General features: G+C 46.7%; 17 protein-coding genes. 12 read left to right on the top strand and 5 right to left on the bottom strand.

Annotation, left to right across the window (positions count from 1 at the left end):
* Window positions 1-3 precede the first annotated feature (3 nt).
* The 6 genes from HNY42_RS10665 (at window position 4) to nth (ending at window position 4,479) form a co-directional block, all read left to right on the top strand.
* On the top strand, window positions 4-174 hold the full coding sequence (locus HNY42_RS10665; protein WP_012370646.1) for a YpmA family protein: 171 nt from the start codon (window positions 4-6) through the stop codon (window positions 172-174).
* Entirely contained in the window at window positions 171-638 is a 468-nt protein-coding gene (locus HNY42_RS10660; protein WP_131502528.1) for a hypothetical protein, read from the top strand. The genes HNY42_RS10665 and HNY42_RS10660 overlap by 4 nt, the downstream gene beginning before the upstream one ends.
* Before the next feature lie 16 nt (window positions 639-654).
* Window positions 655-1,836 (top strand): pyridoxal phosphate-dependent aminotransferase, encoded by a 1,182-nt coding sequence (locus HNY42_RS10655; RefSeq protein WP_131502527.1) that lies wholly within the window; start codon window positions 655-657, stop codon window positions 1,834-1,836.
* Between the two features lie 20 nt (window positions 1,837-1,856).
* Window positions 1,857-3,155 carry an asparagine--tRNA ligase gene (gene asnS, locus HNY42_RS10650; protein ID WP_131502526.1) on the top strand — a complete coding sequence of 433 codons (1,299 nt, stop codon included), beginning with the start codon at window positions 1,857-1,859 and terminating at the stop codon, window positions 3,153-3,155.
* 71 nt (window positions 3,156-3,226) lie between these two features.
* On the top strand, window positions 3,227-3,805 hold the full coding sequence (locus tag HNY42_RS10645; protein WP_026828099.1) for a DnaD domain-containing protein: 579 nt from the start codon (window positions 3,227-3,229) through the stop codon (window positions 3,803-3,805).
* Between the two features lie 5 nt (window positions 3,806-3,810).
* Complete coding sequence (gene nth, locus HNY42_RS10640) at window positions 3,811-4,479, top strand: endonuclease III (protein WP_188004477.1); 669 nt, start codon at window positions 3,811-3,813, stop codon at window positions 4,477-4,479.
* Window positions 4,480-4,529: 50 nt separating this feature from the next.
* On the opposite strand, the gene HNY42_RS10635 is transcribed toward nth, so the two are convergent.
* The 3 genes from HNY42_RS10635 to HNY42_RS10625 form a co-directional block, all read right to left on the bottom strand.
* A complete protein-coding gene (locus HNY42_RS10635) occupies window positions 4,530-5,420 on the bottom strand; it encodes a DUF3800 domain-containing protein (protein ID WP_148206622.1) in 891 nt (296 codons plus the stop codon).
* 563 nt (window positions 5,421-5,983) lie between these two features.
* Window positions 5,984-6,229 carry a hypothetical protein gene (locus tag HNY42_RS10630; protein ID WP_131972541.1) on the bottom strand — a complete coding sequence of 82 codons (246 nt, stop codon included), beginning with the start codon at window positions 6,227-6,229 and terminating at the stop codon, window positions 5,984-5,986.
* 231 nt (window positions 6,230-6,460) lie between these two features.
* Window positions 6,461-6,754: a DUF1798 family protein gene (locus tag HNY42_RS10625; RefSeq protein WP_026828103.1), complete on the bottom strand. Its 294-nt coding sequence runs from the start codon at window positions 6,752-6,754 to the stop codon at window positions 6,461-6,463.
* Window positions 6,755-6,828: 74 nt separating this feature from the next.
* Here HNY42_RS10625 and recU point away from each other — a divergent pair, with 74 nt between their 5' ends.
* The 6 genes from recU to gpsB all read left to right on the top strand — a co-directional run bounded on the left by recU (window position 6,829) and on the right by gpsB (window position 14,623).
* Window positions 6,829-7,443: a Holliday junction resolvase RecU gene (gene recU, locus HNY42_RS10620; protein WP_188005442.1), complete on the top strand. Its 615-nt coding sequence runs from the start codon at window positions 6,829-6,831 to the stop codon at window positions 7,441-7,443.
* Window positions 7,444-7,476: 33 nt separating this feature from the next.
* Window positions 7,477-10,185, top strand: a complete 2,709-nt coding sequence (locus tag HNY42_RS10615; RefSeq protein ID WP_188004476.1) for a transglycosylase domain-containing protein — start codon at window positions 7,477-7,479, stop codon at window positions 10,183-10,185.
* Window positions 10,186-10,291: 106 nt separating this feature from the next.
* Complete coding sequence (locus HNY42_RS10610) at window positions 10,292-12,556, top strand: DEAD/DEAH box helicase (protein WP_131972543.1); 2,265 nt, start codon at window positions 10,292-10,294, stop codon at window positions 12,554-12,556.
* Window positions 12,553-13,734 (top strand): ribonuclease H-like domain-containing protein, encoded by a 1,182-nt coding sequence (locus tag HNY42_RS10605; RefSeq protein ID WP_131972544.1) that lies wholly within the window; start codon window positions 12,553-12,555, stop codon window positions 13,732-13,734. The genes HNY42_RS10610 and HNY42_RS10605 overlap by 4 nt, the downstream gene beginning before the upstream one ends.
* The gene (locus HNY42_RS10600) at window positions 13,731-14,291 is read left to right on the top strand and encodes an SLOG family protein (RefSeq protein WP_131502519.1); all 561 of its coding nucleotides are present in this window, start codon (window positions 13,731-13,733) and stop codon (window positions 14,289-14,291) included. Before HNY42_RS10605 ends, HNY42_RS10600 begins: the two co-directional genes overlap by 4 nt.
* Window positions 14,292-14,296: 5 nt before the next feature.
* A complete protein-coding gene (gene gpsB, locus HNY42_RS10595) occupies window positions 14,297-14,623 on the top strand; it encodes a cell division regulator GpsB (protein WP_131972545.1) in 327 nt (108 codons plus the stop codon).
* Between the two features lie 77 nt (window positions 14,624-14,700).
* On the opposite strand, the gene HNY42_RS10590 is transcribed toward gpsB, so the two are convergent.
* On the bottom strand, window positions 14,701-15,009 hold the full coding sequence (locus tag HNY42_RS10590) for a hypothetical protein (protein WP_188004475.1): 309 nt from the start codon (window positions 15,007-15,009) through the stop codon (window positions 14,701-14,703).
* 31 nt (window positions 15,010-15,040) lie between these two features.
* The gene (locus tag HNY42_RS10585; protein ID WP_131502516.1) at window positions 15,041-16,615 is read right to left on the bottom strand and encodes an FAD-dependent monooxygenase; all 1,575 of its coding nucleotides are present in this window, start codon (window positions 16,613-16,615) and stop codon (window positions 15,041-15,043) included.
* Window position 16,616: the final 1 nt, after the last annotated feature.

Raw genomic sequence — 16,616 nt, 5'->3', positions numbered from 1 at the left:
AAGATGGATTCGAAAATCGAGACGCTAGCAACCGTCAAGGTCAACCGCCATGACGATACGTACAAGATTGTAGACTTATTGAATCGCACGTTAAAAACAGAAGATTTGATGTTTGGTCTGGCATTGGACGAAAAAGATAAGGAGCAGATGGTCTTTACCATCTACCGCACATGAAGTGGAAGATCGTCATTGGTCTGATCGGCTTCATCCTTTTGATTACGCTCATCGGGACAGGTGTGTATCAATTCACCGTTGCTGAGGCAAAAGAACGCGAACAAACCGTTGCCGTACAGGCGGAATCACGTTTGAAAAAAGAAGTGGCACCGCAACAGATTCAATTTGATTATGTATTTAATGGAAAAACCCAGTATAGTGTCTTTACGATTAAACAGGATGGTCAAGCATTACGGGCATTCGTTCCGAAAAAGGGTAAAATCGAGACGAGACGTGTCAAGGATGGGATGAAGATTGCCGATGTCATTCGACAAGCGGGCAATCCGGAGAACATCGTTTCAGCGAAATACGGTTTTGAAGACCGGGCGCTGATTGAAATTGTCACTAAAACGACGACCGGATACGATTATTCGTATTATACCTATCAAGAGGGATCCTTCATCAAACGATTACGGATCAACTAAAAAAGGAGTGGGCAGGATGTTATCGAAACGGGTACAACAACTGACACCGTCAACGACACTGGCGATTACTGCAAAAGCGAAAGCCTTGCGTGAAGAAGGACAAGATATCATCGGACTCGGTGCAGGCGAACCGGATTTCAACACTCCAGAATTTATCATCCAAGCGGCATTTGCAGCAGCTGAAGCAGGCGATACGAAGTACACGCCGTCCGGCGGAACAGTGGCTCTAAAAGATGCAATCATTGAAAAAACCCGCCGTGATTTATGGGTATCATATGACCGCTCGGAAGTCATGGTCGCTTCCGGAGCAAAGCATGCCTTATCGACATTGTTCCAGGCGATTTTAGATCCGGGCGACGAAGTCATCGTCCCGGCTCCGTATTGGGTCAGCTATCCGGAGCAAATCAAACTGAGTGACGGCGTTCCGGTCATCCTCGAGACGACGGAAGCATCACGCTTTAAAGTAACGCGTGATCTGCTCGAGCAACATATCACGCCGAAAACAAAAGCACTTGTTTTAAACTCACCTTCGAATCCTACAGGGATGGTCTACACGAAGGAAGAACTTGAAATGGTCGCAGATGTGGCGATTGCCCACAATTTGCTTGTCATCAGTGATGAAATTTACGAAAAGCTGTTATACAACGGTGTGACGCATTTATCGATTGCGACGTTACCACATATGCGCGAGCGGACGGTCATCATCAACGGCGTGTCGAAATCGCATGCCATGACAGGCTGGCGGATTGGTTATGCCATCGGACCGAAAGACATCATCAGTGCGATGACGAACCTTGCCAGTCATTCGACTTCAAATCCGACATCGATCGCGCAAGCGGCATCGGTCGCAGCCTATGCGGAAGGTGACGCACCGGTCGAGGCGATGCGTGTTGTGTTTGAAGAACGCTTGGAACAAATTTACGACCGGTTGATTCAAATTCCAGGCTTAACCTGCCTGAAGCCGGAAGGTGCTTTTTACCTGTTCCCACATGCCTTACGGGCAGCCGAAATGTGTGGCTTCTCAAACGTCGATGATTGGTGCACAGCGGTCTTGTCGGAAGCTAAGGTCGCCCTGATTCCGGGCTCCGGCTTCGGCGCACCAGAATATGTCCGGTTATCGTATGCGACAGACCCGAAACGGGTACTTGAAGCATTAGACCGGATCGAAGGATTTATCACGGCACATACGGCCGTTTAATAGAGAGAGGATGTTGACTTTTGAAAGCAATGATTCGGGATGTAGAGAAATACGTAGGCGAGGAAATCACGATTGGCTGCTGGCTCGCAAATAAACGTTCGAGCGGAAAAATCGCGTTTCTTCAATTACGCGATGGTTCAGGATTCATGCAAGGAGTCGTCGTCAAGGAAACAGTCGGGGAAGAATTGTTCAAAACGGCGAAAGGCTTGACGCAGGAAACATCAATGTGGGTGACTGGCGTCATCAAGTCGGATGGTGGACGGACAGCAATCGGTCACGAAATGGAAATCACAGCGATCGAAGTGATTCATGAAGCGGTCGATTATCCGATTACACCAAAAGCGCACGGAACGGATTTCCTGATGGATAACCGTCACCTCTGGTTACGATCGAAACGTCAACATGCCGTCATGGTTGTCCGGAACGAACTGATTCGGGCGACATATGAATTCTTTAACCAAGAAGGATTCATTAAAGTTGATCCTCCGATTTTAACCGGCAGTGCACCGGAAGGAACAACTGAATTGTTCCATACGAAATATTTTGACGAAGATGCCTACTTGTCGCAATCCGGTCAGCTTTATATGGAAGCAGCCGCGATGGCACTCGGCAAAGTCTTCTCATTCGGTCCGACGTTCCGTGCCGAAAAATCAAAGACACGCCGCCACTTGATCGAGTTCTGGATGATGGAGCCGGAGATGGCGTTTTATGATCACGACATGAATCTCGAAGTTCAGGAAAACTATGTGTCGCATCTTGTTCAATCGGCTTTGAAAAACTGTCGTCCAGAGCTCGAGTTGCTCGAGCGTGACTTGACGGTTCTCGAAAACATTCAAGCCCCGTTCCCGCGTGTAAAATATACGGAAGCGATTGACATGCTGAAAGAACAAGGTTTTGACGATATCGAATTCGGCGACGATTTTGGTGCGCCTCATGAAACGGCAATCGCCAATACGTTTGCGCGTCCCGTCTTCATTACACACTGGCCGAAAGCCATCAAACCATTCTACATGAAAGAAGATCCGGAAAACCCGGGCTTCGTATTATGTGACGATTTGATTGCGCCGGAAGGCTATGGAGAAATCGTTGGTGGTTCACAACGGGAAGAAGACTATGAGAAGTTGCTTGCCGGTATGAAGGAACATGACCTGGATGAAACCGGTGCTTACAAATGGTACTTGGAAACACGTAAATATGGATCAGTACCGCACAGTGGTTTTGGTCTTGGACTTGAACGGACTGTCGCCTGGATCACAGGAGTCGAACACGTCCGCGAGACGATTCCATTCCCGCGTCTGCTGAACCGATTGTATCCGTAATAGTGATCGAAATCGACCCATCCCTCGGACGGGTCGATTTCTTGCTTACAATAAAGAATCGAGGAAGTATCATGGATCATAATTTAATTCAGCTGTTTGAAGAAGGAACGGTTGTCCTTCCCAAACGATTGTTTACAGAAGCCAAACGTCTTGGCATCAGTTTTGTTGAGTTTACGCTGATTGGACAATTGTTTGCCTGTCGCGCCGAAGGGATGGAGATGCCGTCGCCAGAGGAGCTCAGTAACCGGCTCGGACTTTCAGAAACGGAAACGATTGAGACGACACTCGGATTGCTTCAAAAAGGATTACTCGCCATGGAGAACGTCGCCGGCTCGGAACGTTATTCCCTGGTGCCGCTCTATGAAAAGTTAATGGCACCCCCGGAACAGGAAGCGCCAAACTTCGATACGATTAATCCGTCTGTCTTCCAGCATTTTGAGCGCGAACTTGGGATGATGTCCCCGTTTCAGATGGAACAGATCATTCAATGGTTGACGATTGAAAACATTGCAGAAGAACTTGTTCTCGCAGCTTTACGGGAAGCCGTCTACCATAATGTCCGGAAGATGACGTACATCAATCAAATTCTCCGAACGTGGGAACGAGAAGGCATCAAGACGCTCGAAGATCTTGCGACGAGAGGGAGCTGACAAGGATGTTACGCAAAGCAGAGATTGATCGAATTGAATCGACACTCGAAGAGATGTTTCCGGAAGCTTTCTGTGAACTGGTTCATCAAAATCCGTTCGAACTCGTCGTCGCCGTGGCGCTCAGTGCGCAAGCAACCGACGTCTTGGTCAATAAGGTGACCCCGGGGCTATTTGCCGCTTATCCGACACCGGATCAGTTGGCTGCAGCACCGGTCGAAGAGATTGAGGAAAAAATTAAACGGCTTGGTTTGTACCGCAACAAAGCAAAAAACATTAAAGCGTTAGCGGAGCAATTGCTGGTGTTACACGATGGTGAAGTCCCGACGGATCGCGCAGGGCTTGAAGCCTTACCGGGCGTCGGACGAAAAACGGCGAATGTTGTATTATCCGTTGCATTTGACGTGCCGGCCTTCGCGGTCGATACGCACGTCGAACGGGTATCGAAGCGCCTTGGCATCTGCCGCTGGAAAGACAACGTCACGAAAGTCGAACAGACCTTGATGAAACGCTTTAAGCGGGAACGATGGTCGAAGCTGCATCACCAGTTCATCTTTTTTGGGCGATATCACTGTAAGGCTCAACGACCGAACTGTCTGGAATGCCCGTTGCTCGATATGTGTCGGGAAGGGAAAAAACGGACAAAAGGATTATTGCCGCCTGCTGAGGGAGAATGACAAAACAGCGTCCTGCCACTTTTGGCGGGACGCTGTTGTTGGTTGGAAAATTACCCGTTCCACGGTGTATCGGACCACTCGCGGCGCTTTTTCGTAATCGGAACCTTTTTGAAGCCCCAGTTTCGGAAATCCTGATCGGGACTGTCACGGCGGATATAAATTTTATTTTTGATGGCTTTGAAAATTCGGTTTTCGTCCCCATAATGGACAAACCGGGGTTTCACCTCAATGACACCACGTCGGACGCGGGAAAGAGGAAGACAGACGAGATCGGCAATCTCAAGACCCGATTGGTAGAGGTCGCTATCTTTTTCAGCAAAAATAAAACCTTTGATTTTTTGACGGCTTTTCTCCACATCCAAATGAACGGTACCGGAGTTAAAGATATCAAAAAATGCTTTTTGAATCAGTAGATTCTGATAATCATCCCGACTTTCAAGCACGACACGGGCGCTTGTTGCTTCCGTCTCCTCAAGAAACGCGTAAAACGATTTCATCAGGTGGGCAAAGGCAACGACATACGGATCTTTCGGTGTCGAATAAAATTCCTGTAGTTTTTGTTTATCGACTTCGACGCTGACGATCGTACAATCAATGTCGACTAAAAAGTCCGGTAAGGCGACCCAAAAATGCCGTAACATATCAATCGTGATTCCGTCTTCTTTGCCATACGGGTGTTCCGCCTTTAAGATTTCTTTCAGATGAAGCGGAATATGCGGATCTTCAAAAACAGACGATTTGAATGCCATTAATCGTTTGCGTAATGGACTGGGTTCACCGGTTTCGTCTGAGTCGATGGCGTATTTATATTCCATCAAGACGCCGGTCAGGTTAAATTGGGTGTTTCCTTTTGGTGTCCCGGTCTCATCCACGAACATGACGTATTTTTTGGCTGTTGGGTTTGTAGTCCTAGGAAATCCTTTGACATCAACGTTTTTCACGTTTCTTGGTTCTCTTTTATTCAAGCGAATCTCCTCCAATTGCACACATACTGCACACTTTTATTAAAACCAAGCACATTTATTACCTCTTTATGTAACTTTACACTGACACGGCTATATAAATCCATGGTTATTGCACAACTTGCATGACCAATTTTTTCTCGACACGGTTCTGTGGACTTCGTCCAGACAGACGAGGATGTGTCTCAGTATCGCTTTTCTCGTTCATCGCATCCAAAGCAGATTCGGACTGCCCGTTTACTGGTAGTGGGGGTCTTTTTTTATATTCGTCATATAGCTTCTGCTTCCTGCCTGATTATGACAGTGGGGATATTTTTCGTGAAATGGACGATGGATCAAATGGCACCACACCCCCCATAAAAAAATGAGAAGCGTAACGTGATGAAGTGACCCGGTCATTTACTCGAATAGGAGAAGCTTCGGGAAAAGACAACAGGATGTTTCTTGTTAAAAAAGGAATGAGCAGCTCGATAGAAGAGGGGGGAGATTGTTTTTAATTAGACTTGTTATACAAAAAAGCCGTCCTATAGACGGCTGGGATGTTACCATTCAAATCCTTCTTCACTGTAAGATCCATCAGAATTAAAGAATTTTTCTTCTGCTTTACCGCTTGACGTATTCGTATAGATGACATAGACATCGAGTTGATCGTACGTATCCGCCATTTTTTTTGCGGCTTTACGAGCATCCGCCTCATTCGTAAACGTTTCAGTCATAGTTGCTTTTTGATGGTTCTCTACACCGTGCTCTTCATAACCTTCTACCGACCACATTTTTTTGGATGACATAAACAACTTCCTTTCGTAGCAGAGCGAGTTGTATAACGCTTTGCTGTTTCTCATTATGCTTTGTTTGATTAAAATCCGTCAAATTGTCATTCTGACATTTGTAGAATGAGTCTCCTTTCGGAGTGTATAAAAATCCTTATTTCACATTGAAAATATATCAGAAGATGATATGCAAAGAAAGGTATCACGAAACTTTCTAAATTGCTTATCTGAAAACAGAAGTCCTCTGACTCATTGCATTAGTTGATCGATATAACGGACAGACTTGATGGTTTCGTTAAAGCGTTTTAAACTGGTTTTCGGTTGAAATGCCTGGACGGACAGTTGTTTTAACTGGTCAACGGCACTCTCGACCATCGCCGGGCGCAAATAAGGACTGTTCTGTGCATTTTGTTGCCAGGCTTCAATCAGGACGTCTGCTTGTGCGACGAAGGGGATGACATCCGTTTGAAAGTCATATTCCTGACCATTTCGTCCAGCCTGGTAAATCCGTTCGATATCCTGAAGTAACGGTTCTATTGTCATTTGTTTTTAACTACTCCTCTCGGCCGATACGATACAATCACATATCATGGTACAATAAACGCGTTAGGAGGGGAATCCTTTTGAATTACCCGAACGGTAAAAAATTTCAGAAACCAGTAGAACCGCATGGTATGGCGATCCGAAGTGCACGCTCTAAGGAATCGACTTTTTCAAATCGCGGAATGAAGCTTGAGAAACTCATCAATGAAAGTAATATGTTTTATTTGACGCATAATCGGGCAATCATTCACAAGAAACCGACCCCTCTACAAATCGTCCAAGTCGATTATCCGAAACGGTCGGCAGCCGTCGTCAAGGAAGCGTACTTCAAGCAACCTTCGACAACCGACTATAATGGTGTGTACCGCGGAAAATACATCGATTTTGAAGCGAAGGAAACCAATCATAAAACATCCTTCCCCTTAAAAAACTTTCATACCCATCAAATCGAGCATATGCGTCAATGTATCGCACATGGAGGAATTTGTTTTGTCATCATTCGATTCAGTATGTATAATGTGCAATATGTGTTGTCTGCAGAGCATTTGTTCCCCTGGTGGGAGCAACTGGAAACGGGCAGAAAATCGATTCCGCTAGACGAAATCGAACGGCATGGAAAAAAACTCGAGACAGGTGCGTTTCCTGCGATTGATTATTTACCAGCAGTGGACGAGTTATATTTCACTTGAGAAACTTTACAGATTGAAGGAGAAGGATAGCATATGGAAAGAAGTCGTGTCGCACGTCGTGAAGAAACGAAGACGTCAGCCAAACAAACGAATCGGACAAAACGTCCGAAAAAGAAAAAATCAGGCGGGACCGGCGGTAAAGGTCCACTTTGGAAAAAGCTCCTACTGATCGCGACAGGATTGTTCATCCTGATGATGATTGCAGGTGGAGGATTCGCAGCATATGCTGTCGCGACCGCACCGGAACTTGATGAATCAAAGTTACGTGATGCACTCCCGCTAAAAATTTATGCGAGCAATAAAGAAGAAATCAAAAAGGGTGGGACGAGTCGGGAGTATGTGTCGATTAAAGAAGTTCCTGATGTCGTAAAAGATGCCTTTATTTCAATCGAAGATCGACGCTTCTATCAGCATAACGGAATCGACTTCCGTCGCTTGGGCGGCGCCATCATTGCCAACATCACAGATGGTTTTGGTTCTGAGGGAGCTTCAACGATCACGCAACAGGTCATCAAACAATCGTTTTTAAGTTCAGACAAGACCATTACCCGGAAAGTCCAGGAACAATGGTTAGCGATCCGGTTGGAACGGGACTACACGAAAGAACAGATCCTTGAGATGTATTTGAATAAAAACTATTACGGTCAAGAATCATACGGAATTCAAACGGCTTCAAAAGCCTACTTCGACAAGACGGTCGATAAGTTGAACTATGCAGAAGCGGCGATGCTTGCCGGCTTACCGCAACGTCCATCGGCTTACGATCCGATTCAAGGAGATCCGAAGTTAACGAAATGGCGTCAAACGCAAGTCTTGGATGCGATGTTGACGACAGGTGTCATCACGCAACAACAACGTGATAAAGCAGTCAATCAACCGATTTCAAAATTGATCAACCCAGCACCAAAATCAAAAGACGATGCGGCTTACGACAGCGTCATCTTTGATATGGTGTCGCAAGAGTTGGAAGACGTCTTTGGCTTAGAAGGCAAGGATATCTACGGTCAAGGATTGAAAGTTTATACATCAATTGATAAGCCGATGCACGATTATATGAACGAAGCGATTAAAAAAGATCAAGTCGTCCAGTTGCCGGATTACGCGGAAGCAGCGGCCACGGCGGTCAATACACAAACGGGTGAGATTTTAGGGATTGTTGACGGGAAAAAACCGGGTACAGGCACTTCGCGGCGTAACTTTGCCAAAGAACCGCATCAACCCGGTTCATCAGCGAAACCATTTTTCGCATATGGACCAGCCATTGAAAATGAGAAATGGTCAACGGCTAAAATGATGACCGACCAGGAAACAGAAGTAAACGGCAAAAAAATCGGCAACTACTATGACGGTTACCGTGGAACAAATACAATTCGCTACTGGCTGAAGATTTCTGCCAATACGCCTGCCATTCAAACGTTCCAACAAATCGGCGGCGATACGGTTGAAAGTTTTGCAGCTAAGTCCGGATTAGGTTTAGAAAAAGACGAATCGATTTCACCGGCTTATGCAATTGGCGGGATGAAACACGGCTTCAATACGACGCAAATGGCTTCTGCCTATGCGACGCTTGGTAATGGCGGTGACTACATCAAACCGCATATCATCAAAACGATTGAATACAGCGATGGTTCAAAAATCAAATCACCGGTCAAACCGAAAAAAGCAATGCAGGATTATACAGCCTATATGTTAACGGATATGTTACGTGATGTTCTCAAACCGGGCGGGACGTTCCCGAGTGCCGCTCTTGCTTTTGACGCAGCAGGTAAAACCGGAACAACCAATGCCTACAAAGATGTTTGGTTTGCCGGTTACACCTCTGATGTCTCGATCAGTGTCTGGACGGGAACAACGAAGTCGGGTAACAACAACGGTGCCGGTTTAAGCGGACCGACAAACAGTACGATGGCGCAAAACATTTGGAAAGATTTTGTCACGAAAACGCGTGACCGGACACCTGCTCCGTTTGAGCAACCGAGTTCTGTCCTCAGTATCGGGGAGGAACTGTATGTCAAAGGGACAAAAGAGCCGGTTGTCGAAAAAAAGGCAGTACCAGCTCCGACTGGCTTACAAGCATCTTACAATGAAGACTCGGAGTCTGGTGAACTGACATGGAGTTACAATGATTCTGCCCTTCGGACAAACGGCTATGACAGCGTGTCGTTTGAAGTGACGATGACGGATCCGGATGGAAAACAGTCGGTGCTTGGCACCAGCTCAACGAATCGGATGGGCATTAATCGACTTGATCCGGGTCGGACGACGTTCACAGTCGTTGCGAAAGCATCCGGGGAACAGTCTGGTCCGGTATCAACGACTGTGACTGTTGCAGACGTCGAAACAGAAGAACCGACGACGGACGAGCCGACGACGGACGAGCCGACGACGGACGAACCGACGACGGATGAACCGACAACGGACGAACCGACAACGGATGAACCGGCAACGGACGAACCGACGACGGACGAGCCGACAACGGATGAACCGACGACGAACGAACCGGCAACGGACGAACCGGCAACGGATGAACCGGCAACGGACGAACCGGCAACGGACGAACCGGCGACAGACGAACCGGCAACAGATGAGCCGGCAACAGATCAACCGGCAACGGATGAGCCAGCCTCAAGCGACGGAGCATCTACTCAGTCGGACAGAGGAAATTCATCAAACGGCAACCAAGGGCGCGGTCAGGATAATGCGCCCGCCGAGCAACAATCAGAATCAGAAAATCAGCAATAACGAGTAAAGAGATTACTTGAAGAAGATAAGACCGAAGAAACACACCCGTTTCTTCGGTCTTGCTTCTCTTTTTTTGTATAATGGAGGTCAGGAAGGAAGTGGGGCAATGGAATCAAGACAATCACTTGTTACCTATTTAGAAGAATTAAAAGCCGATCGTTCCTTCATGGAACGTGTCACATATATGAAAACGATGGAAGCGACTGCCGGACGTTATGAACCGTTTCCGAAAGCGATGCCGGAGCGTTTACGCCAGGCACTGGAAGGCAGAGGCATCACATCGTTGTATCGCCATCAGGAATTAGCGTTTCGAACCGTCCAAAGCGGTGCATCAACGGTGATTGTAACACCGACGGCTTCAGGGAAAACCTATTGCTTTAATTTACCGATTTTATCCCATCTCTTAGAAAATCCGAATGCACGGGCACTGTATCTGTATCCGACTAAAGCATTGGCCCAAGATCAAAACAGTGAGTTGTTGGAGCTGATTGATGAGATGGAAGCGCCGATCCGTTGTTTTACGTACGATGGGGATACATCACCGACGATTCGGACAAAAGTTCGAAAAGCCGGGAACATCGTCATTACGAATCCGGATATGTTGCATTCCGGAATCTTGCCACACCATACGAAATGGATTGAATTGTTTGAAAATCTATCGCATATCGTCATTGATGAACTGCATACGTATCGTGGGGTATTTGGAAGCCATGTAGCGAATGTCATTCGCCGGTTGCGACGGATCTGCCGTTATTATGGAAGTGATCCGATCTTTATCATGACAAGTGCAACGATTGCCAATCCGCAAGAATTAGCGGAACGTTTGACAGAGAAAAAAGTCCAATTGATTGACGACAACGGGGCACCAACCGGTCGGAAACATTTTATCGTCTATCAACCACCAATCGTCAATGCACAGCTTGGTATCCGTCGTTCGGCAACCCTTGAGACAAAACAATTGGCATCGCGATTTATTAAAAAGAAATTCCAAACGATTGTTTTTGCCCGCTCACGGGTACGGGTCGAAGTGTTATTGACCTATCTCCGAAGTTTGATCCGGTTTGAACTGGGACCGAAATCAATTGAAGGATATCGAGGCGGATATCTTCCGAGTGAACGCCGGGATATTGAAAGACGGTTGCGTAAAGGTGAAATCACCGGAATTGTTTCGACGAATGCGTTAGAGCTCGGTGTCGACATCGGGCAACTACAAGTCTGTATCATGAACGGTTATCCGGGAACGATTGCTTCGTTATGGCAACAAGCCGGTCGAGCCGGTCGACGACAAGACGACGCGTTGATCATCTTAGTCGCTTCTTCCGGGATGCTCGATCAGTATGTCGCCGAACGTCCTGAATTGTTTTTAAATCAATCACCGGAAGCGGCACGGCTCGACCCAGATAATCTGATTATTGCAGTCGATCACATTAAATGTGCGGCATTTGAACTGCCGTTCCGGCAGGGCGAGACGTTCGGGACATTGGAGACAGAAGATATCCTCGAATACCTGGTCGAAGAACGTGTTTTGCATCAACGCGGGGAACGTTATTATTGGATGAATGATGCGTTTCCGGCTCATGGTATTTCTCTGCGATCCAGTGATCAGGAAAATGTCATCATCGTGGACCAAACAGAAGTCCCGAATCGTGTTATCGGAGAAATGGATACGTTCAGCGCGATGACCCTGTTGCACGATGAAGCCATCTATTTACATGGGGCGGATCAATATCAGGTCGAGGTCTTGGATTTTGAAGAGAAAAAAGCCTTTGTTCGTGCCGTCGACGTCGATTACTATACAGATGCCAATTTTTCAGTCGAACTTTCCGTGCTCGATGAGGATGACAGTTACACGAACGGAGATTTCAGTGTCGCCAGAGGGGATGTCAGTGTCCGCGGTATGGCCACGATGTTCAAGAAAATAAAGTTCGGAACACATGAAAACATCGGATCAGGTCCGATTCATCTTCCGGAACGGGAAATTCACACGACGGGTGTCTGGTTTTCGTTGCCGGAAGAAGCTTCCTCGAGTACGGAACTGGAACAAGTCATCGAAGGCGTCGCGAACAGCTTAAGACGTGTCGCCCCGCTGTATTTGATGTGTGATGCCAGTGATGTCTTCGTTGTGCCCCAGGTCAAAGCGACGCATACACAAAAACCGACCATCTATTTGTATGACCGTTATCCTGGTGGTGTCGGATTGGCAGAATCGATTTACAAACAACGTGGTGTCATGCTAAGGGCTGCCCGGGACTCGATCGAGACCTGTCCTTGTCAGGATGGTTGTCCGGCGTGTATCGGAATGATTGGTTTGTCTGATGAAAAAGAGCGGACAATCAGAATGCTAGCTGAAATGGAGAAGGAATTATCATGAAAAATAAGCTGAGACGGATGTTGAAGACGACCGAGACCGAGCCGACAAGCTCCTCATCGACGGATCAGGAGCAAATGACATCAGCGGAACAAACCGCATGGCTGGATCGAGGAGCAGATATCCTCACGTTTGAAGAGGAATGGATTGTCCGGATCGATCACCGGTATCCACTGGAAGCCAAACATGGACATCGTTCGTATGCCGAAGTGTTTGAATCGTTGCAGTTGCCGCATCCGCCACTCGCCCTCGATGTCCCGCTCGAACAGGTCATATTTTTCGATACGGAGACGACCGGATTAAAGGGAACGGGGACGACGATTTTTTTGCTCGGATTTGCCCGCTTTGAACAGGGGGAGTTGCTGATGCGGCAGTATTTTTTACCGCACCCGCATTATGAGGCGGCTCTCTATCACCATTTTCTGCATGATATCGGGGATGATGTCCGATTCGTCACCTACAACGGAAAAAGTTTTGATTGGCCGCAGATTAAGACACGTCATGTCTTTGTCCGCGAACGTGTTCCCCGTCTGCCGAAAGTCGGTCATTTGGATTTACTCCATGTCTGCCGGCGAATGTTCAAAGGTCTGTACGATTCGTTCCGCTTGACGGCGATGGAAGAGCGGATCGGATTTGAACGAACAGATGATTTACCGGGATTTTTAGCGCCGATGCATTATTTTCAATATGTTGAACACCAGAATCCGGCGATTATGGAAGGCGTACTTGAACATCATCTGCACGATTGTTTAACACTGGTGAGTTTATATGATGAATGTAATCGGCTCGTGACGCACCGTCAAGAAGCCACGTCACGGATCCGTGAGAATATCGGGGTCTGGTTAGCGGATTTAGGTATAAATGAACAATCAGCCGAACATTTTGGACAAGCTGACGAATTGACGGCTCAAGGCTGGTTGCGTCAAGGGCGCTTATATAAAAAATTGCACCAACATGAGAAGGCCAAAATCTGCTTTGAAAAAAGTGAAACGTATGAAGGATTCATCGAACTGGCAAAATGGGCCGAGCACATTGCCAAACAACCATCCGTTGCTTATGATTATACTGAACAAGCCAAACGTCTATTGGAAAACCAGCAGTTGTTAGCTTCGCGGCGAGAACGATTGTCTGCTGAGTTAGCCCATCGGAGCTTACGCCTGCAAAGGAAGTGTCGCGGATGAATGTCGTCGCAGTAACAGGATATAAACCGACGGAACTCGGGATTTTTGATCAAAAACATCCAGGAATCAACATTTTGAAAGCTGCTTATCGGGAACGGATAATCCGTTTGATCGAAGACATGGGTACGACCTGGTTCATTACAAGTGCCACGCCGGGATGTGAACTTTGGGCATGTGAAGTCATTCTGGAACTTAAACAGGAGTATCCGGAAATACGGTTGGGAATCCTGCTTCCTTTTTTGGAACAAGAGTCAAAATGGAAAGAGCCGGTTCAAGCGCAATACCTGGCTGTGTTGAATCAAGCGGACTTCGTGGATGCCATCAGTCAAAAACCGTATGAAAATCCATCCCAGTTCCGAAATAAAACAGAATTCATGATTCAAAAGAGTCAGGGATTGTTGTCTGTCTATGATGAAGAACACGGTGGATCCGCCAAGTATTTAGTGGAACGTGCTAAACTAGAGATGGAACGTTCGGATTATCAATTGTTTCTGATTACGCAAGATGATTTAGCGATGATGGAACAAGAGCAGAACTACAATGAACAGTGGGAGTGAAGCATATGTATAAGCCGTTATTGACAGCAGATGATATTTACAAAAAAGAGTTCAAAACCGGACTACGCGGATATGTGATTGAAGATGTCGATGGTTATCTTGATCAAGTCATCAAAGATTATGAAGGATTTGAACGGGAAATCGAGCGTTTAAAACGAGAACTAGAAGAAGCGAAATCTTCATCATCTTCTTCTGTCGGTTTCAAACGGGAAGAACGAAGAGTGGAACCGGAAGTGACGGCTCCACCATCTAATTCGTCAAACTACGATATGTTGCGCCGGATTTCTAATCTTGAAAAAGCAGTTTTTGGACGTCCCCATCAAGAAGATTGATTTCTGTCTTACTTATAGCAAATATCATGGTATGCATGAAAAAACGGATTCTCTGCATAGAGAATCCGTTTTTCGTATTACGAACGATGCAAAAGCACTTCTACTTCCGGTAACTCTTCTTTTAAGACATAAAGTGCTACACGATCATCTAAATCCTTACTGAATCTACGGAACAGAAACGATGTTTTGACGCCGCGTTCCATCCGGACATGAAGTCCTGCTTGTTCGAGCCGGTCATGATCACGGGCCAACCGTTCTCCCTTTTCTCCAAACTCTTCGCCTAACAGCACCCAACTCAACGATTCTTTTGTCCGCCGTGTCACGATGAAGAGAAAACATAAAACAAGTACTACAATCAATATAATCCGAATCGTATTAAAGTCCATGAAAATCTCACCTCATCTTTATCATACGTTCTTAACGGGCATAAAGTAAACGTTCAAGATAACGTGAGAAGGATTGAATCTTCAAACCTTGTTGACGATACGCAATGTACCCGTCTGGTCGAATCAAATAGAGACCGGCTTGTTTGATTCCGAACTTCCGGGCGAGTTCGCCACCTTGGTCGACGACACCGTCGTCTTTCAGTTCCTGATGAATCGGAACGGTCTCAAACAGATCTGGATAAGAATAAGCTAATTCCTTAAACGGCAGGAGAATTTGTTCGTTCGCTTCCCGGGGGAGAAACAGCAAGAGCAGGAAATTGCGGTCCGCACGCCGTAATAACAGTTCATTTTTTTTCGTTCGCGGATTCACGACTTCACTATAAGGCATCGGTTCTCCCGGACGTGGTGTCAAAAGAGGGAACCGTCCTTGTGTAACAAACAACCGTGACGTTTGATAGTTGCTGTTAAGTTGCGCGATCCGGTTCGTGACGTAGTGATGTAACGGTGTAATCTTTAGGCTGTTCCGAATGACTTTTTCCTGGAGCGGTAGTAAAAATGGAACGTTAATCTGTAATAATTCAGTCGCGAGGTTCGTAGAACGTAGAATACCGCGTGCCGCTTCACGCCGCTCGACGCTGTAAGAATCGAGTAAGGGGAAACTTGCCTTGAAGCGGTGAACACACCAAAGTTTCCAGGCTAAATTCATCGCATCGGCGATTCCGGTGTTCATGCCCTGCCCGCCAACCGGTGAATTGATATGGGCAGCGTCACCTATTAAATAAATCCGGTGGTGCCCGAATTTTTCAATGATTCGGTTGTGCACCCGGAACATGGAATACCAGTGGACCTTCTTCAATGTAAATGGAACCTTTGCGCGATTTTTTAAGAAATCTTCAATGGCAGAATGATCGGTCGGGACAGTCCCGTTTGTCAGGTTTCCTGTTATCCGGAAAAGATTCGACTGAAGTGGGAAGGATTCAATGACACCATGATCAGAGAAGAAGATATGCACTTCTTCGGAAGATAATGGCCAATCGACTTCAATGTCGGCCAGTGCCCAAGATTCCTTAAAAGACTTACCGCTGAACGGAAGTCCGAGTTCGCGCCGGACGAAGCTGTTGGCTCCATCCGCCCCGATGATAAAAGAAGCATCAACGGTTTCCGTGACATCGTTTTTTCGAATCGATGCGGTAACGAACGTCGGAAATTGTGCGAAGCCGGTCAACTCTGTTTCACGTTCGACCGTATGACCGTCTTCTTTTAAACGCGTTTCAAGAATACGCTCTGTTTCGCTTTGCGGCAACAACGTGACGAAAGGAAACGGTGTATTTAAATCCGTAAAATCAAGTTTGGCCTGCCAGGCTCCATTAACATATAAGTTCCCTTGATTGATTTTAATGGCATTCTCCATCAAAGCATCCGCTACACCAAGGCGTGCAAACAATTCGAGCGACCGGGCCTGAATGCCGATTGCTTTTGAAACGACAGATGGACCGCTTGCGCGTTCGATGATTCGAAACGTCAGTCCGTAACGGGACAAGGCAAGCGCTAATGTTAAGCCGGTCGGTCCAGCCCCAATGATCAGTACATCTATTTTTTTCTTCACG

Source organism: Exiguobacterium sp. Helios, assembly GCF_014524545.1.
In the GTDB taxonomy this organism is placed as follows: domain Bacteria; phylum Bacillota; class Bacilli; order Exiguobacteriales; family Exiguobacteriaceae; genus Exiguobacterium_A.
Note: the sequence above shows the minus strand (reverse complement) of the source record. Positions and strands in the feature narration are given on the sequence as shown.

Coding starts and splice junctions, on each gene's coding strand:
- gpsB (WP_131972545.1), top strand. CDS start 14,297: ATGTATAAGCCGTTATTGACAGCAGATGATATTTACAAAAAAGAGTTC.
- HNY42_RS10630 (WP_131972541.1), bottom strand. CDS start 6,229: ATGTCATCCAAAAAAATGTGGTCGGTAGAAGGTTATGAAGAGCACGGT.
- HNY42_RS10655 (WP_131502527.1), top strand. CDS start 655: ATGTTATCGAAACGGGTACAACAACTGACACCGTCAACGACACTGGCG.
- HNY42_RS10665 (WP_012370646.1), top strand. CDS start 4: ATGGATTCGAAAATCGAGACGCTAGCAACCGTCAAGGTCAACCGCCAT.
- nth (WP_188004477.1), top strand. CDS start 3,811: ATGTTACGCAAAGCAGAGATTGATCGAATTGAATCGACACTCGAAGAG.
- HNY42_RS10600 (WP_131502519.1), top strand. CDS start 13,731: ATGAATGTCGTCGCAGTAACAGGATATAAACCGACGGAACTCGGGATT.
- HNY42_RS10645 (WP_026828099.1), top strand. CDS start 3,227: ATGGATCATAATTTAATTCAGCTGTTTGAAGAAGGAACGGTTGTCCTT.
- HNY42_RS10610 (WP_131972543.1), top strand. CDS start 10,292: ATGGAATCAAGACAATCACTTGTTACCTATTTAGAAGAATTAAAAGCC.
- HNY42_RS10590 (WP_188004475.1), bottom strand. CDS start 15,009: ATGGACTTTAATACGATTCGGATTATATTGATTGTAGTACTTGTTTTA.
- HNY42_RS10660 (WP_131502528.1), top strand. CDS start 171: ATGAAGTGGAAGATCGTCATTGGTCTGATCGGCTTCATCCTTTTGATT.
- HNY42_RS10615 (WP_188004476.1), top strand. CDS start 7,477: ATGGAAAGAAGTCGTGTCGCACGTCGTGAAGAAACGAAGACGTCAGCC.
- HNY42_RS10625 (WP_026828103.1), bottom strand. CDS start 6,754: ATGACAATAGAACCGTTACTTCAGGATATCGAACGGATTTACCAGGCT.
- HNY42_RS10605 (WP_131972544.1), top strand. CDS start 12,553: ATGAAAAATAAGCTGAGACGGATGTTGAAGACGACCGAGACCGAGCCG.